Source organism: Streptomyces sp. SAI-127, assembly GCF_029894425.1.
Lineage (GTDB): Bacteria > Actinomycetota > Actinomycetes > Streptomycetales > Streptomycetaceae > Streptomyces.
The window spans coordinates 5,114,397-5,127,901 of sequence record NZ_JARXYJ010000001.1 but is presented as its reverse complement, the minus strand read 5'-3'; the positions used below and the strand labels follow the sequence as shown (position 1 = coordinate 5,127,901).

Annotated in this window: 7 protein-coding genes; 2 read left to right on the top strand and 5 right to left on the bottom strand. The window is 68.5% G+C overall.

The features are described 5' to 3' along the window. Window positions 1–120: 120 nt before the first annotated feature. Window positions 121–690, bottom strand: a complete 570-nt coding sequence (locus M2157_RS23480; protein ID WP_280866133.1) for an ATP-binding protein — start codon at window positions 688–690, stop codon at window positions 121–123. A 156-nt stretch (window positions 691–846) separates the two neighbouring features. Here M2157_RS23480 and M2157_RS23475 point away from each other — a divergent pair, with 156 nt between their 5' ends. Both M2157_RS23475 and M2157_RS23470 read left to right on the top strand, forming a co-directional pair. Next, window positions 847–1,719, top strand: a complete 873-nt coding sequence (locus M2157_RS23475) for a helix-turn-helix transcriptional regulator (protein ID WP_280866132.1) — start codon at window positions 847–849, stop codon at window positions 1,717–1,719. Next, window positions 1,716–1,928, top strand: a complete 213-nt coding sequence (locus M2157_RS23470) for a DUF397 domain-containing protein (protein WP_280866131.1) — start codon at window positions 1,716–1,718, stop codon at window positions 1,926–1,928. The genes M2157_RS23475 and M2157_RS23470 overlap by 4 nt, the downstream gene beginning before the upstream one ends. Before the next feature lie 60 nt (window positions 1,929–1,988). Here M2157_RS23470 and M2157_RS23465 read toward each other — a convergent pair whose 3' ends face one another. From M2157_RS23465 to M2157_RS23450, 4 genes are all read right to left on the bottom strand, one after another. Beyond that, on the bottom strand, window positions 1,989–6,188 hold the full coding sequence (locus M2157_RS23465) for a DNA methyltransferase (protein ID WP_280866130.1): 4,200 nt from the start codon (window positions 6,186–6,188) through the stop codon (window positions 1,989–1,991). Then, window positions 6,188–9,454 (bottom strand): DISARM system SNF2-like helicase DrmD, encoded by a 3,267-nt coding sequence (gene drmD / locus M2157_RS23460; protein ID WP_280866129.1) that lies wholly within the window; start codon window positions 9,452–9,454, stop codon window positions 6,188–6,190. Before drmD ends, M2157_RS23465 begins: the two co-directional genes overlap by 1 nt. A 270-nt stretch (window positions 9,455–9,724) precedes the next feature. Beyond that, window positions 9,725–11,443 (bottom strand): methionine--tRNA ligase, encoded by a 1,719-nt coding sequence (metG, locus tag M2157_RS23455; protein ID WP_280866128.1) that lies wholly within the window; start codon window positions 11,441–11,443, stop codon window positions 9,725–9,727. Window positions 11,444–11,586: 143 nt separating this feature from the next. Then, the gene (locus tag M2157_RS23450) at window positions 11,587–13,350 is read right to left on the bottom strand and encodes a VWA domain-containing protein (protein ID WP_280866127.1); all 1,764 of its coding nucleotides are present in this window, start codon (window positions 13,348–13,350) and stop codon (window positions 11,587–11,589) included. Window positions 13,351–13,505 lie beyond the last annotated feature (155 nt).

The window sequence follows — 13,505 nt, the reverse complement described above, 5'->3', positions numbered from 1 at the left end:
TTGGGATTGCAGTCCCGGCGAGGGCCGTCGCATGTCTGGGGTTGTGTCGTGGTCTTGCGGTCTTGCTGCGCTGAGCGTAAGGCAGGCAACCGGCCCGAAATCCAGCCGAGTTGGGCATATTCACTCGCGGGAGTGAGTTTGCCCAGCGGGAGGGAGGGGTGGGGCTTGGTGGGGTGCTTTATCGCCGGTGGGTGGTGCATAGGGAGCGCAGGTGGAACCGGAGCGTGGGGGGTTGTGCTTCGGTGACTCCGGGGTGGTGAGGGTGAGTTCGGCCCAGACCGTTTTGCGGGGCGGGCGGCCATGGGCCACTCCCCAGCGGTCGGCGAGGGCGTCTACGAGGAGCAGGCCGCGGCCGGCTTCGTCGGCGGGGGTGGTGGGCATCTTGGGGTGCGGTAGTTGGTCACTACGGGTGTCGGTGACCTCGATGCGCAGGGTGTCGCCGACGACGTAAAGCAGGAGCTGGAAGCTCCGGCCGGGGACACGGCCGTGGATCGCGGCGTTGCTCGCGAGTTCGGCGACGATGAGCGCGGCCGGGTTCAACGGGAGCCCCCAGGAGCGCAGTTGATCGGTGGCGAGCAGGCGGGCGAGGCGGGCGCCGCGTGGGGTGGGGGACAGCAGGACGCTGAAGCTGCGCACGGGGCTGTCGGGTTGGGTGGGTGGAGCTGTGGGGGCGGTGAGTTTCTGATTCACGTCACTCAGCGTGGCCGTATATGCCTACCGTGAGGAGTGACGACGCGGTTGCGTACGGTGACTGTCCAAGGATTGTCCGGCGCTGTCCGGGCTTGTCGGGGCGGTGCGTGCGGGTAGGGGCGTCGCGGTACGTGGCGGTACGGCGGAGGGGTGCGCATGTCGGTGGACGGCGAGGTACGGCTCAGGACGGAGGCGGACGAGCCGGGGTGGGAGGTGGATCCGGACGACGAGTGGGGCGTGGCCGTAGTCGCCACCGTGGGGCGGCAGTTGAAGCTGCGGCGGGAGGCGGTGGGGATGCGGGCCGGCGAGTTCGGGACGGCGGTGGGGTACGGCGAGGACCTGGTGTACAAGATCGAGGCTGGGAAGCGGATTCCCCGGCAGGAGTATCTGTACAAGGCCGACGAGGTGTTGGGCGCGGGTGGCCTCATCGCGGCGACTTGGGAGGACGTGAAGAAGGTCCGGTACCCGAAGAAGGTGCGGGCGCTGGCGAAGATGGAGGCCAAGGCGGTCGAGATCGGGGTGTACGAATGCAGCAACATCCACGGACTGCTGCAAACGCCTGAGCATGCGCGGGCCCTGCTGGAATCGTGGAAACCCGCCTACTCGCCAGAGGATCTGGAGCGATTGGTCGCAGCCCGTGTGGCCCGACAGTCGATCTACGAGCGGACGCCTGCTCCAGCCCTCGGCTTCGTTCTCGAAGAGGCCACGCTCTACCGCAACGTTGGAGGCACAATGGTGCGGCGACAGCAGTTCGAACGTCTGCTGGAGGTGGGCCGGTTGCCCAACGTCACGCTTCAGGTGATGCCGATGGACAGCGCCCCGCATCCTGGCATGAGCGGCAGGATCGAGTTGCTGAAGTTCGAGGACGGCACGGCTGTCGGGCGCTCCGACGGTGCCTTCAACTGCCGTCCGGTCTCGGACCTGAGGGAGCTACGCATCCTTGAGCTGCGGTACGGCACCATCAGGGCCCAAGCTCTTCCTCCGAGGGAGTCGCTGGTGCTCATCGAACGACTGCTGGGAGAAACATGATCCGCAAGCCCACCGCCGGTGACGCCTCCGAACTGGCGTGGTTCAAGAGCAGCTACAGCAGCGGTCCCGACGGTGACTCCTGCGTCGAGGTCGCCACCAGCCCCGGCATCATCCACGTGCGCGACTCCAAGTACCGCGAGGTCAGCCCGCGTCTCGCGTTGGCGCCGGAAGCCTGGGCGGACTTCGTGGCGTACATGTCGGGGAACTGACTTCGCAACTGCACGCGCCCCGCGCATGGTTGTCGCTGGTGCGGGGCGCTGGCCTACGGCTCAGAAGAGAGCGTCCGGTTCAGGGAAGAGCCCGTCATCGAAGGGCTCCGGGGCGCTGGTGCTTTGCGAAGTGCGTGCGGCGGCCCGAGCTTTTGCCTTGGCCTTGCGGGCAGCAGCACGGCGGCGCTTGGCCTCCGGGGTGTGCAGGCCCTTCTCCATCTCTTGCTTGTAGCGGGCGTGGTTCAGCTCAAGGAGACGGTCCAGTATCTCGGTCTGGACTTCCGGGGCGATGGTGAAGCGCTCACCCTGGGGAGTGGCATGGAAGCCGTGCTGAAGGTCGAGATCGGTCCAGCCGTAGGCCTCGGCGACGGCTCGGTCTACCTCGACGTGAGCGTTTCGGAGGGCTCGGATGTCAGAGTCAGAATCAGCCTCATTGTGCACGAGGTTGTAGAGCTTGGTTAGGCCGAGGTCACGGTCGGACATTGCAGCGCGCTGAGCTTGCTCCAGAGCCTCCCCTCGGGTGTGGAGGCGTGACAACCCAGCTGGTTGTGGATAGGTCTCGTAGACGTCGGACGGAGTGTAACGAAGGTCTTCCTTGATGCTCGACCCCCAATGCCAGGCCCAAGCAACATGCATGCTGCTTGCGAGTACAGCCAAGCGTGCGGGGGAGGAGGTGGCAATCACGCACAAGCCGTGCGAGAACACCTGGCTGCTGCGTACGCGAACTGGCATGAGCAGCTTGGTGTGTAGGGCAATAACAATGACATGATCTAGATCAGCGATTTCCTCCTGCATAGCAGGACGCTTGTCAGCGTACTGCCACCAACGCTGGGGCAGCGGATTCCGTAGGGCATATGTTCCGTCATCCCTTGTGCGTTGCCGCTCGGGTTTGACCTTTTGCTCGGCGATCGCGAAGACGTCTGTGTACGTCGAAGCTTGATCCTCGGACCAATTGTGGAAGTTAATTACCCATCGGCTTGCCGCAGATCCCGGCCGCTGATTCAAATCGGCCGCGCTCAGGTAAGGGAAAAGGACTTTGGCGTTCTCGGCAGACTTGGTGATGAAATCTTGAGCCTCCTCTGACTCCAGGATGAATCCCTTACCGAGTACGTATGACCCGATGAATGCCTGTCCCTCGTTGTCTACCAAGGGGTACGGCGTCCCCGACACTCGTGAGAGGGCGTCAAGCCCAGGTGTGATCCCGTGCACCGTGTGTCCGTCGAGGATGCACTCCTCACGGTCGTCAGTTCCGCCACCCAGCCATACGAGGGAGACGACTACAGCTGCTGTGCCCGGCCACTTCTGAGTTTTGACGGCACGATAGATTGTCCAACCGCTTGCTGTTGCTTGGTCGAGTCCCACCTGTCGAGTGTCGGTTTGAGCGATCGTGTTCGTGGCGATGATCCCCGTTCGGCGCCCTGGTGCGATCGAGAGGTTCCGCAGTAGGAAATATGCGCACAGGTCAGCGTGTCCCCGGGTACCTCCCGCCAGCCGATTAACCAGGTACTCCCGGTAGTTCTGGCCCAGTGCACCTGTGAGATTTTTGCCTGAGACAAACGGCGGATTCCCCACCACTACATCAAACCCGTTGGAGCCCCCCACCCCCATAACCTCAGGAAACTCCAACGGCCAATGCAACGGCCGAACCGCCTCCGCCCGAGGCCCCTTCAGCCACCCCTCCACAATCCTCCGAGCCCGAACCCCCGCCTCCTCAGCCCCCGCCCCCTCCCCCAACGCCGTAGCCACCAGCCCCGCCACAGCCTCCAGCCGGTACCGATAGGCCCGGCTCTTCGCGTCCTCCTTGGCGTCACGGAACCGCGCAGCCCCCCGGGCCCCGCCCACGTTCTCCTCACCGGAGATGTCGGACGCCTCCTCGTCGGAGATGCCCTCGGCGGCCAGTGCGGCCCCCACCACCGCGTCCGCTGCCAGCCGCAGCTTGCCGCTCAGGGCCTCAGCCTTCGCCAGCAGGTCAGCCTTGTCCCGGACCACCCGGATGTCTGTGACCGCCGTCGACTCGATCTTCCGCCGCAGCTCGGCCGCTTGCGACAGCAGCCCCTCCGTGTTCTCCAGCGCCCGCGCCACCTCCGGGCTCAACTGCCGGTCCTGCCAATCCAGATGGAACTGACTGACCTGTCGTACGTCGATGACCCCGATCAGCGAGTCCCCGCACCGCAACGCATGGTCCAGGAACGAGAACGGCCGTCCCTTCGCCAGCGTCACCAACCACAGCGACAGCTTGGCCAGTTCCACTGCCATTGGGTCGCGGTCCACGCCGTACAGGCACTGGTCGGCCACCAACCGCCGTGCGATCTGGTGCAGTTGCTCGTGGTCGTCCCGGTCCACGTCCTTCGCGATCTCCGGCGGGAGTTCGTCCTCCCGGAGCCATGCCTCCACCACCCGGTCCGACAGGTACCGGCACGCCGAGACCAGGAACGCCCCCGAACCCATCGCTGGGTCCAGGACCCGCAGCTTCAGCAGCTCCTCGGCTTTCTTCGGCTGCCAGACGCCCGGTGCCGCGCCCTCCGCCGGACCCGGCGAGAAGCACAGTGGAGCCAGCGTGTGCTCCACGACCTCCTCCGCCAGCGGCTTCGGTGTGTAGTGCGTACCTGTGTCCCGGCGGTTGCCGGAGCGGACCAGGATGACCGAGCCCGCCGGCCACACCTTCGGCTCGCCGCGCAGGTCGAGGCCGTACAGGCCGGAGAAGGCTGCCGTCCGCTCGACCAAGGCCATGTCGTTGCCGCAGGCCGTCTCCAGCTCCACCGTCACCGCGCCAGAGGACTTGGCCTGCGCCGCCGTCACCGTCGCCGGTTTTGTGCCCGCCGCCTCGGCGACCTGTTCCGCCAGCGTGCCGGCCGCCGCCCACTCCTCCAGGCGGCCCAGCGGCAGCACCGCCTCCTGCTTCTTGTCCCGGCCGAAGGAGACCCCGACGTACGGCTCCTCCGCCCAGTGACAGCCGTACTCCAGCAGACCCTCGTAGACGTGACCGATCTGCTCGACGTCCAGGCCCTTGTACGACAGGCGCTCCTTGCCCTTGAAGCCCTTGCGGGCACGCAGGGTCAGGAGCGCGTCGAGGATCTCGTACACCACCCGGTCCGTCACCTTGGCCGGGACCAGCCAGGGGAAGCGGGACGGGTCGAAGAGCGAGCCGCCGTAGGGCGGGATCCACAGGCGGTCGTGCGTGCTGCCGCCGTGGATCGCCGCGAACACGGCGAGCAGGCGCGGCCAGGTCGCCTCGACGCGGTCGCCGAGCTCGTCGCCGTGCAGGCTCTGGGCCGTGGCCAGTTCGTCGTGCAGGGGGCCGACGGCGTACGAGGCGTCGTAGAGCTCGTCCCCGGAGGGGAGCAGGCGCTGCTCCTCCGCGTACAGGAGGAACACCAGGCGCATCATGACCGTGAGCGCGCCCTCGTAGACCCGCTTCGCGGGGATGTCACGCAGCAGTTCGCCGTGCGACTCCCGGTCCAGCCGGGACAGCTCCGCCACCAGCAGCGACACCGCCTCCCGCACCTGGCGGCCGAGTGTGTCGGTGACTTCGGACTGGGCCTCGGCGGTACGGGCGAACAGGCCCGCCGTCGAGTCCGTCGGCTTGCCCTGCGCGTCCAGCGGCGGGCGGATCACTCGGCTCGCGGTGAGAAGGCTCGTAAAGGCGCGGGCGAGGATCGGTTCCTCGGTCCATAGGTCCGCGTCGAAGACGGCGACCGTCGTCGCTTCCTTCGGGCGGGCGTGGACGAGGGCCCACTCGCGGCCGTTCGTGAGAAGGGCCAGCGGGACGTCGCGGGCGCGGCAGAGGTCGGCTGCGCGGTCGGCGAGGCCGGGCTGCTCGCCGCGCGGGCGGTTGAGGGGGGCCGCCCAGTCGTCCGTACGGAAGAACAGGGCGCGTGGGGAGAGGCCGCCGGAGCGGCCGGGGCCGAGGAGGACCGCGTCGGGCGTGTTCGCGCCCGCGTGCAGTGACTCGGGGATCTGCCCGCCGTCGCGCAGGCCGGGCGCCCGCCAGCCGATCAGCTCGGTCAGGACGAACTTCTCCCACGCGGGCCGCAGCAGTGCCGGGTCCTCCTGGACCTCGGCCCATGCCTGCCGCAGCCTCGTCCAGGTCTCCGGCGGGATCGTGTCGAGGCCCGTCGAGAACGCTCCGACCAGCACCGGCAGCGACACGAACGGGCCGTCGGGGCGCAGCAGCCGCAGCCAGTCCTCGTGCTGCTCGGTCGGAGTGGGGACCGAGCCCTTCGGCGGGAACTTCCTGGCGGTGCGGGCGGCGGGCGGCATCAGCGGTGCTCCTGGTGGGCGGTGGTCCCGGCGGTGGCTGCGGTGAGCGAGAGGGAACGGGGGACGAGGAAGGTCACGGCGACCGGGAACCAGCGAGGCGACGGGTCGGCCCAGCGGCGGCGCAGCGCGGCCGTCTCCGTCTCCGTGACCTCAGGAAGCCGTCGGAGCCGTTCCAGCAGCCCTTCCCTGTCCGCGCGCAGTTGGCGGCGCTCGTCGTCGATGTCGAAGAGGGATTCCTGCTGCCAGTGTCCTGTGTCGTCGAGCCGGTCCCGGATTGAGCGGCCGAGGTCCTCAAGGATGGCGCGCATGCCCTCGACCTCCTGCTCGCAGCGCTCGGCGAGCAGCGTCTCAAGGGAACGAAAGCGGCGGTTCGCGCGGGTGTTTAGTGCGCGGGCCAGACGTTCCTCCAACTGGGTCCAGAGGCCGGTCAGTTCGGTGAGTACGGCGTCGGCCGGCAACTCCTCCGTCGCCTCGGCCAGCCAGCCGTCGACCTCCTCCATCTTCCCGGCGACGAACTTGCCGCCCTCGATCAGGCCGCCGGCCGTGATCACCTCCTCGTGCAGCCGGGTGCCGCCGCTGCCGGTGATGACCACCCGGCCGTGGGCGACCACCGCGGGCTGTCGCAGCGCACCATCCGGGACCACGCGGGCCGTCACCCGGGAGAGGTGTGCCCCGGGGCCGCTCGACCACAGCTCGGCGCGCAGCAGTCGTAGGCACATCTGTACCAGGCGATGGCCCAGGTGCATGTGCACCAGGTCCGTACGGTCGCGGGCCTCCGCCTCGTCGAAGACGACCGGGCGCTCCTTGCCGCTGAGGGGGTGGCGCAGGCCGTCGTTGCGGGCACGCGCCCACGCGCCCGGCAGTTCCGGCAGCTTGAAGCAGCGGGCGGCCCGGTCAGGCTTGGGGTCGGGGATCTCCGTGAGGTCCTTGCGGTGGGCCAGCAGCAGGCCCGTACGGACCACCCGCTCGACGGTCTCCGGATGCAGGTGCAGCTGCTGGCGGCTGTCCGCCAGGGCGTCCACCAGCCGCTCCAGGTCACGGGCGAGGTCGCGCTCGACCTTGAGGACAGCCTTCCCGGAGCGCTTGGTGATCTCCGTGTCGGCGGTCGTCCAGTTCGAACGCTGGCCCAGCATCTTCTGCTCGACCTGCGCGGCGATCACCTCGCCCGCGCTGCCCAGGTCCTCGCGGATGCGCTCGGTCTTGCGGGCGGCCACGGCGAGGAAGTACAGCTCGTCCTCCAGCGCGCCATCCTCGTAGCCCGAGTCCGTCTGGTGGTCGTGCGCCGGATCGAAGCCCTGCCAGCCCTCCGGCACGAAGTGGAACACGTCCACCTGATCGGCCTTCTGGCCGTGCCGGTCCACACGGCCGTTGCGCTGCTCCAGACGGTTGGGGTTCCAGGGGATCTCCCAGTGCAGCACCCGGTGGCAGTGTGCTTGGAGGTTGATGCCCTCGCTGGCCGCGTCCGTGCCGAGGAGGATGCGGACGGGAGACAGGTCGGGGCTCTCCTGGAACTCCTGCTTGACCCGCTCGCGCTCGTCCTGGTCTTGGCCGCCGTAGAGCTGGGCGATCCGCTCCGCCGGGTAACCGGCGGCGATCAGCTGCCCGTACAGCCAGCGCTGGGTGTCGCGGTACTCGGTGAAGACGATGACCCGCTCCGGCTTCCAGTCGCCCAGCGGGCCGTCCGGGCAGACGATGTCGTCCAGCCACTCCCGGAAACGGGCGAACTTGGCCTCCGGACGCATCCCCGCGTCCACGGCCCAGGCGTCCAGCTCCTTGAGGAGGGTGTGCTCGCGTTGGGAGAGCGGACGCATGGCCTGGCGGACTGCGGTGAAGGCGCGGGTCGCCGCCTCGGCCTGCTCCTGCTCGTCCTCCTCCTCGGCCTCCTCGATCCCGTCGATCAGGGGGCGCAGCACTCGGACGCTCGGGGCCGGTTCCTCCTCGGGCACCGGCGGCCGGTCCGTCATCGTCTTCAGATGGGTGCTGATGGTCTCCGAGAATGCCTTCGGCGACGACAGGAAACGCTTCTTGAGCAGGGTCGTCACGAAGTCGGCGGCCGTCCGGCCGGACTTCCCGTCGCCCTGGCCGTCGCGGCGCGAGCGCGCGTACTCCGTCAGCTTGGCGTACGCCTCCCGCATCGCGTCGCCGTACTCGACTTCGAGGGGGTGCGGTACGCGCTTGGGGAAGCGTGGCTTGCCGTTCCACAGTGGCGGCAGGTCCGACTTCATGCGGCGCACCATCACCCGGCGCAGCTGCTCCTCGGACGGTTTGACGCCACGCGCGAACCGGTGGTCGTCGAGCAGTTCAAGGAGCGCGGTGAAGGACTCCAGGTAGCCGTTGTGCGGGGTCGCGGAGAGGAAGAGGCGGTGCTCGCAGTGCGGAGCGAGCAGCTTCACGGCCCGGGTGCGCTGTGAGTCCACCGCGTACTTGCCGGTGCCCGACGGCGCGCACGTGTGCACCTCGTCCACCACCAGCAGGTCGAAGGCGCGCGGGTACTCCGGCACCGGCGGCAGCAGCTCACGCAGCATCCGCAGCGGGCGCTCGCGCTTCAGCCAGTCGATGGAGACGATCAGACGGGGGTGGTGGGTCCACGGGTTGGCGTAGGGCCCGGCCGATCGCCGCAGCTCACGCAGCATCCGGGTGTTCACGATCCGGAAGTCCAGACCGAACTTGTCCCGCATCTCGTCCCGCCACTGGAGCGTCAGACCGGCGGGGCAGACGATCAGCATGGAGCGGGCGCGGTGGCGCAGCATCAGTTCTTGCATCACCAGACCGGCCTCGATGGTCTTGCCCAGACCCACGTCGTCCGCGATCAGCAGGTTCGTACGGGGCATCGACAGGGCGCGGACCACCGGGTCCAGCTGGTAGTCCTGGATCTCGACGCCTGAGCGGAACGGGGCCTGAAGGGCCGTCTTGTCGGCGGAGGCGATGGCGCCCCAGCGAACGGAGTCCAGGAAGGCGTCCAGGCGGCCCGGCTCGTCGAAGCCGTCGCTGGGAGAGGGCAGCTCGTACTGGTCGTGGACATCCGTCGCCTGCTCCAGCTCCCACACCACCCGCAGTTCCTCGTCACGGCCGTCGCTCTCCAGCGAGGACAGCGTGATCAGGTGGCTGGTGGCGGCCTCAGCGGCGCGTGCGGGGTCGTCGCTGGCGGCGGTCGAGCGGAGGACGTCGGTGACGACCCAGGGGCGGTTGCGGACGGTCACGCGCTGACCCGGGGCAGGTGTGGGGGTGGAACTCGTAGTGTCCGGATCCGCTGACTGTATGACCATCGCGTTCGCTCCCCCAGCTCCCGGACTTCCCTCTTTACCAACGGTCATAGAAGTCTAGGTGCGGAACGTGTGGTAACAGTGCCGCCTGCCTGATGTGCCTGAAACGTTTCCGAGAGGGCTTCTCCGCACTTGGACTGAGTCGCTGACCTCCATGATTTACGTAGATTCGATCTACGTAGAGTGCTTCTACCTTGTCGGTTGGCTTGTACGGCAGAGCGCAACCGAAAGGGGGCCTTATGATCCAAGGCCCCCTGCTGCAGTTGCGTTACGTTACGCGGTCGGCTCGCCGCCGAAGCGCTCCTTGTACGTCTCCAGGTCCTCGTCGGTCAGCTTGGCGAAGAGGACTGGGGGGACCGTGAAGGGGGTGCCGGGGGTGAGGGCGGTCAGGGTGCGGGCTTCGTCGGCGGTGATCCAGGTGGCCGTGTCGTCCTCGAGGGCGAAGGCCTGGCGCATGGCGGCCGAGGTCGCGGGGATGAACGGCTCCGAGACCACCGCGTACAGGTGGATCAGGTTCATCGCCGTGCGCAGGGTCAGTGCCGCGCCGTCCTTGTCCGTCTTGATCTCCAGCCAGGGGGCCTTCTCCTCCAGGTAGGAGTTGCCCGCCGACCACAGGGCACGCAGCGCCGCCGCGGCCTTGCGGAACTGGAGCGCCTCCATCTGGGTCTCGTACTCCGCGAGGAGGCGGGCGATCTCCTCGCCCAGCTTCGCCTCGGCCTCGCCCGGCTCACCGCCCGCCGGGACCTCCTCGCCGAAGCGCTTCTTCGAGAAGGACAGGACGCGGTTGACGAAATTGCCGAGGGTGTCGGCCAGGTCCTTGTTCACCGTCGCCGTGAAGTGCTCCCAGGTGAAGGACGAGTCGTCCGACTCGGGGGCGTTGGCGATCAGGAAGTAGCGCCAGTAGTCCGCCGGGAGGATGTCCAGGGCCTGGTCGGTGAAGACGCCCCGCTTCTGGGACGTGGAGAACTTCCCGCCGTAGTACGTCAGCCAGTTGAAGGCCTTGACGTAGTCGACCTTCTTCCACGGCTCGCGCACACCGAGCTCGGTGGCCGGGAACATCACCGTGTGGAAGGGGACGTTGTCCTTCGCCATGAACTCCGTGTAGCGGACGTCGGTGTCGACGTCGTACCACCACGACTTCCAGTCGCGGTTCTCCGGATCCAGGTCCGCCCACTCCTTCGTCGCCCCGATGTACTCGATCGGCGCGTCGAACCAGACGTAGAAGACCTTGCCCTCCGCCGCCAGCTCCGGCCACGTGTCGGACGGGACGGGGACGCCCCAGTCCAGGTCACGGGTGATCGCGCGGTCGTGCAGGCCTTCGTTCAGCCACTTGCGGGCGATGGAGGAGGCCAGCTGCGGCCAGTCGTCCTCGTGCCGGGACACCCACTCCTCGACCTCGTGCTGAAGCTTGGACTGGAGGAGGAAGAGGTGCTTGGTCTCCCTGACCTCCAGGTCCGTGGAGCCGGAGATCGCCGAGCGCGGGTTGATCAGGTCGGTCGGGTCCAGGACGCGCGTGCAGTTCTCGCACTGGTCGCCGCGGGCCTTGTCGTAGCCGCAGTGCGGGCAGGTGCCCTCGACATAGCGGTCCGGGAGGAAACGGCCGTCGGTGGGCGAGTAGACCTGACGGATCGCGCGCTCTTCGATGAAGCCGTTCTCGTTCAGGCGGCGGGCGAAGTGCTGGGTGATCTCGACGTTCTGCTCGCTGGAGCTGCGGCCGAAGTAGTCGAAGGCCAGCGCGAAGCCGTCGTAGACCGCCTTCTGGGCGTCGTGCGCCTGCGCGCAGAACTCGTCGACCGGCAGGCCCTGCTCCTTCGCGGCCAGCTCGGCAGGGGTGCCGTGCTCGTCCGTCGCGCAGATGTAGAGGACCTCGTGGCCGCGCTGGCGCAGGTAACGGGAGTAGACGTCCGCCGGGAGCATGGACCCCACCATGTTGCCCAGGTGCTTGATCCCGTTGATGTACGGAAGGGCGCTGGTGATGAGGTGTCGAGCCATCGGGGGCTGCTCCCAGGTTGGTCGTGCGGGTGAGTCGCTTCGCGAGTCTTGAAATCGTATCCGACATGGGTGGGCCGCCCGCTTCCCGTTTTACGGGGTGGGAAGGGGGCGGCCCGGTGGTGAGCGGTGGTGATCTTCGGGGGTTACGGGCGCCAGTTCGCCAGGATGCCCTCGTAGATCTCCGCGTCCGTGAGTTCCTTCGGGGTCGCGCCCGCGAGGAAGTGGGACGTGTTGGGGAGCTTGAGCTTGCGGAGGTAGTCGAAGGCCTTGTTCTCCGGGTCACCGAAGGCGACGAAGGAGAAGAAGACGCCGGGGTGGGTCTTCGCCGCCTCCGTGAGGGCCTGGGTGGCGGGGGTCTTCGCGTCCGGGGCGCCGTCGGTCTGGAAGACGACCAGGGCGGGGGCGTCGGGGGAGTTCTTGCCGTGGTGGGCGAGGACTTCCTCGACGGCCGCGTGGTAGCTGGTACGGCCCATGCGACCGAGGCCTGCGTGGAGGTCGTCGATCTTGTTCTCGTGGTCGGTGAGGGTGAGCTCGCCGGTCCCGTCGAGTTCGGTGGAGAAGAAGACGACGTGGACCTTGGACTCGGGGTCCAGGTGGGCGGCGAGGGCGAGGGTCTGCTCGCCGAGGGCCTGCGCGGAGCCGTCCTTGTAGTACGGCCGCATGCTCGCGGAGCGGTCGAGGACGAGGTAGGTGGTGGCGGTGGTGCCGGTGAGGCCGTGGGTGGTGAGGGCGGTGGCGGCGGCGGTGTAGGCGGTGCGGAGGGTGGGGGGTACGGCGTGGTCCGTCCCACCCGCACCATCCGTGACGGTCGCGTCGTCGACGGCCGCGATTGCGGTGTCCGCTGCCGCGGGGACCGGGGTTTCCGGGGTGACGGTCGGTTCCGGCTCGGGCTCGGGCTCCGGGGCGACCTCGGCGGTCGACTGCGGCTCCGGTTCTACGACGGTCTCGGACGCCGGCTCGGGCGTGACCTCGGCGACCGGCTGCGCCGCTTCGACGGCGACGGGCTCGGGCTCCTGGACGGAATCCGGCTCGGCCTCGGCGACGGGCTCGGGCGTGACTTCGGCGACGGCATCCGGCTCGGCCGTGGCCACCGGCTCTGCCTCGGACTCGACGGCGGAGTCGGGAGTGACCTCGGCCGCCGGTTCGGGCTTCGGCTCAGGGGCGGCCTCCGCGGTGGGCTTCGCCTCGGGTTCCGGGGCGGCTTCCGGCTCGGGCCCGGGCTCCGGTGCTGCCTCCGCCACCAGCGGCTTCTCGTCCGCCACCGCGACCGGGGCCGGCTCTTCCACGGCAGCGTCCTTCGCCACCGGTTCCTCGGCGGGCGCCTCCTCAGCCGTCGGCTCCGCCGCGGCGGACTCCTCGGCCGCCGGCTCTTCGGCAGCGGTCTCCTGTACGGCCGCTTCCTTCGCCACCGGTTCCTCGGCGGGCGCCTCCTCAGCCACCGCCTCCCCCGCGGATGCCCCGGCTTCTGCCGTCGGCACCTCGGCGGATGCGGCTTCTGCCGTCGGCACCTCCGCGGATGCCCCGGACTCAGCCCCCGGCTCCTCCGCCGTCGATTCCTCAGGCACCGCCTTCTCGGTCACCGGCATCTCAGGCGCCGAGTCGTCCGGGACCGGCTGTGTCGGGATCTCTGTGTTCTTCGGGGTCCCGGCTTCCTCCGTCGCCGGAGTCTCCGCCGAAGGCGTTGGCTTGGAGGCCGCCGCCTTGTCGAAGGCCGCTGCGACCAGTTCGTGCTCGGAGGAGGTGGAGAGGGTGGAGGTACGCGGTTCGGGGACCGTAGCCGCCTTCGTAGGCGTCGGCTTCGGTGCCGTCTCCTGCGAAGGAGTCGCCTCCGCACCCTCTGCCTCGGTGGCAGCGCCCTTGCGTGATCGGCCGCCGAACGCGTTCCGCAGGAGAGTGAGAATGCCCATGTGCGCAACCCTTCGCATGAGTTGTAGCCCGTCAATCCCTGGCCAGGACGGACACGTAAGGTTAGCGGCCCCGGAAGGCGATCTTCGGCAGGGGCAGGTGCACAGGGCTCCGGGCGTCAAGACCTACTTCCGGACTTCACCCGCGCGTGGCGTCA

What these genes read in the sequence shown, in the direction of transcription:
- M2157_RS23475 (WP_280866132.1), top strand. Translation starts at nt 847, where the DNA reads ATGTCGGTGGACGGCGAGGTACGGCTCAGGACGGAGGCGGACGAGCCG.
- M2157_RS23470 (WP_280866131.1), top strand. Translation starts at nt 1,716, where the DNA reads ATGATCCGCAAGCCCACCGCCGGTGACGCCTCCGAACTGGCGTGGTTC.
- M2157_RS23465 (WP_280866130.1), bottom strand. Translation starts at nt 6,188, where the DNA reads ATGCCGCCCGCCGCCCGCACCGCCAGGAAGTTCCCGCCGAAGGGCTCG.
- drmD (WP_280866129.1), bottom strand. Translation starts at nt 9,454, where the DNA reads ATGGTCATACAGTCAGCGGATCCGGACACTACGAGTTCCACCCCCACA.
- metG (WP_280866128.1), bottom strand. Translation starts at nt 11,443, where the DNA reads ATGGCTCGACACCTCATCACCAGCGCCCTTCCGTACATCAACGGGATC.
- M2157_RS23450 (WP_280866127.1), bottom strand. Translation starts at nt 13,350, where the DNA reads ATGGGCATTCTCACTCTCCTGCGGAACGCGTTCGGCGGCCGATCACGC.